This is a genomic window from Planktothrix sp. FACHB-1355 (genome assembly GCF_014748295.1).
GTDB lineage: Bacteria > Cyanobacteriota > Cyanobacteriia > Cyanobacteriales > Aerosakkonemataceae > Aerosakkonema > Aerosakkonema funiforme_A.
In genome coordinates, this window is record NZ_JACJUP010000914.1 from 1 (window position 1) to 2,939 (window position 2,939).

The 2,939-nt window shown below is 39.8% G+C and carries 3 protein-coding genes; all 3 read left to right on the plus strand.

The window, feature by feature from the left end; translation table 11 throughout:
- On the plus strand, positions 1-322 hold a 322-nt coding region (locus H6S82_RS26870), incomplete at its 5' end, for a DUF1822 family protein (protein WP_191057006.1).
- Between the two features lie 4 nt (positions 323-326).
- Complete coding sequence (locus tag H6S82_RS26875; protein ID WP_190462934.1) at positions 327-2,717, plus strand: CHASE2 domain-containing protein; 2,391 nt, start codon at positions 327-329, stop codon at positions 2,715-2,717.
- Positions 2,714-2,939: hypothetical protein (locus H6S82_RS26880; protein ID WP_191057007.1), on the plus strand; the 226-nt coding region annotated here is incomplete at its 3' end. The genes H6S82_RS26875 and H6S82_RS26880, both read left to right, overlap by 4 nt.

A 2,939-nucleotide genomic window follows, 5' to 3' on the forward strand; every position in this document is an offset into this window, starting at 1 on the left:
AAAATTAATTGATTTGGGCTTAGCTTTAGGAAATCGAACTGTTGCCTTGCTGGTTGGCTTGATACCGGAAGAAAAAGAAAAAGTGGGGATTCGAGTACAGGTGCATCCTACCTACCAAGAAACTTATTTACCGCCAAATCTAAAATTAACCTTGCTATCTCAAACAGGAGCAACTCTTCAGGAAATTCAATCCCGCACCCAAGATAACTACATTCAGCTAAAACGTTTTAAATGCCCGGTAGGAAAATCTTTTAGCATTGAAGTTAGCTTCAACGATGTGAGTATTCGGGAAAAGTTTGCTATTGAAACACTAGCAGAATAACGTTATGAATAAGTTAGTTATTTTGAATCTGGGAAAAGGCAATCTGCAAAACGGCTTCCCAGTTGTCGTTGCTCAACTGCGAGAAGCTGGCAATTCTAATCTAATTCAATTTACGGGGAATTTACCCGCCGCCCCAGAAATTATAGATAGCTACCGTCGCTGGCAATTACTTTATGAAATGCTTTATGAAGCTCGTTATAAAGGTGCAGCTTGGCGACAAAAAAGATTGACCGATGATGATATTGAAATTGATGATGCAGATGTAACTCACGTTTCTGATGCCGAATTTTTTTCAATCGGTCAACAATTACAAAACCGCATTGATAATTGGCTAGATTCTCAGGAATTTCGCCCTGTCGATCGCCAATTACGGATGCGATTAGCTATTTCCGATGAAATTCGAGTGGTGATTCAAACTGAAGACACCCAAGTACGGAAGCTTCCCTGGCATTTGTGGAATTTTTTTAAAGATTATCGGCAGGCAGAAGTTGCTTTAAGTACCTTAGATTTTGGCTTAGAAAAAAAACCATATCAAACAGCGACAGAAAAAGTGAGGGTTTTGGCAGTTTTAGGCGATCGCACTGGTATTGATATTGATACTGATACGCGATTACTGAAAAACTTACCTCATGCTGAAGTTGTATTTTTAGTAGAACCTCAACGCCAGGAATTAGACGAACAACTTTGGGATAGACAGGGGTGGGATATTCTTTTCTTTGCCGGACATAGTTCCAGTCAAACAGACGGCGAAACGGGTGAAATCTATATTAATTTTCAAGAAAGTTTAACAATTACGCAGTTAAAAAATGCTTTGACGAGAGCGATATCACGTCGATTGCAACTAGCTATTTTTAACTCTTGTGATGGTTTGGGATTAGGACGAGAACTGGCTTCTTTGCAGATCCCGCAAATGATTGTAATGCGAGAACCCGTACCAGATAAAGTAGCCCAGGAATTTTTAAAGTATTTTCTGACAGCGTTTTCTGCTGGAGATTCTTTTTATTTAGCGGTGAGGGAAGCAAGAGAAAGATTACAAGGGTTAGAAAGCGACTTTCCGGGTGCTAGTTGGTTACCAGTCGTAATTTGTCAGGATTTAGCAGCAGAACCACCTACTTGGGAAAAATTACGCATTAGCAAAAACGATCGCGAATTGCCGATCCCACCACCTCCTGTGCCAAAACCGAAATTACAAACAGTTTTTATGGTCAGTTGTATAATAACAAGCTTAGTGGTGGGAGTGCGATCGCTTGGATGGTTGCAATCATGGGAGTTGAATGCTTACGATCAAATGATGCGATTGCGATCTTTGCAAGAACCAGATGAACGGCTTTTGGTTGTCAGAGTAACTCAACAAGATCTGCAACAACTGCGTGAAGATCCACTGAGCGATCGCACAGTAGCCGCATTACTAGCGAAATTACAACAATATAAACCGATAGTCATTGGCTTAGACATTTATCGAGATAAGCCAGTAGGAAAGGGACAAATAGATCTGAAAAAACAACTGGAACATGGATATAACATAATTGCCGTTTGTAAAAGTGGAAGCGATGAAGAGCCTGAAAATTATGGCTATCAACCCCCGCCGGGAGTACCAGAAGAACGTTTAGGTTTTAGTGATTTTGTCCCAGATAAAGACGGTATTATACGTCGCCATCTATTCTATCTGACCCCAGAAACTTCATTTCCTTGTAAAGCAAGATACGCTTTGAGTACGCAACTAGCACTGACTTACCTTAAAACAAAGGGTATCCTACATGATGAAAAAGCCAATTTTTTAAAGTTTCGTGATGTTGTCTTTAAACCATTGGAAAAAAATACTGGCGTCTATCAGCAATCTGATAAATATACAGATATGTTGGGACATCAAATGATGCTCAATTATCGCCCATACCGTTATCTTGGGGATATTTCCCAACAGGTTACTCTTATGAAGGTTTTGAATGGTGATGTAAAACCGGAATTTATTAAAGATCGGATCGTGCTTATTGGTTATGATGACGATGCTTTCTCCACACCTTACCCTGCGATTGAACAACCAAATCAAAAAACTCCAGGCGTGTTTATTCACGCCCAAATGGTGAGCCAAATTATCAGTACAGTTTTAGATCGACGTTCTTTAATCATGTTTTTACACTCTTGGGGAGAAACCCTTTTTATCTGGAGTTCATCTATAGTCGGAGGTATCCTTGCTTGGCACTTCCGAAAACTTCTATTGTTAGGGTTAAGTGGAACAGTAGCACTGGGTATTTTATATTGTATTTGCTACATAATCTTCTTAATTCAAAGCTATTGGATGCCATTTGTACCTGCTGCTTTAGCCTTATTACTTACAGGTACGTTCGTAGTAACTTCGACAAAAATTAAATCAACTAAATTGGGAGGTCAGAAATGAGTTCTATCAAATTATTTTTTCAACGCCTAACACTTAGTTTAATTATTATTTTGTTGTCCTTTAACTTGACAAATTACTCCAAATCTGTGCAAGCACAACTTGATGGACAGAGAAATATTACTGCCAAGACCGAACAGCTTATCTTTGTTCAACCAGAATTGACCAATCGAGGAGCGCCCGGTCGTCGTACAGGGGGTGGCAGGCGTGGGGATAACCAGGCAA

What these genes read in the sequence shown, in the direction of transcription:
- H6S82_RS26875 (WP_190462934.1), top strand. Translation starts at nt 327, where the DNA reads ATGAATAAGTTAGTTATTTTGAATCTGGGAAAAGGCAATCTGCAAAAC.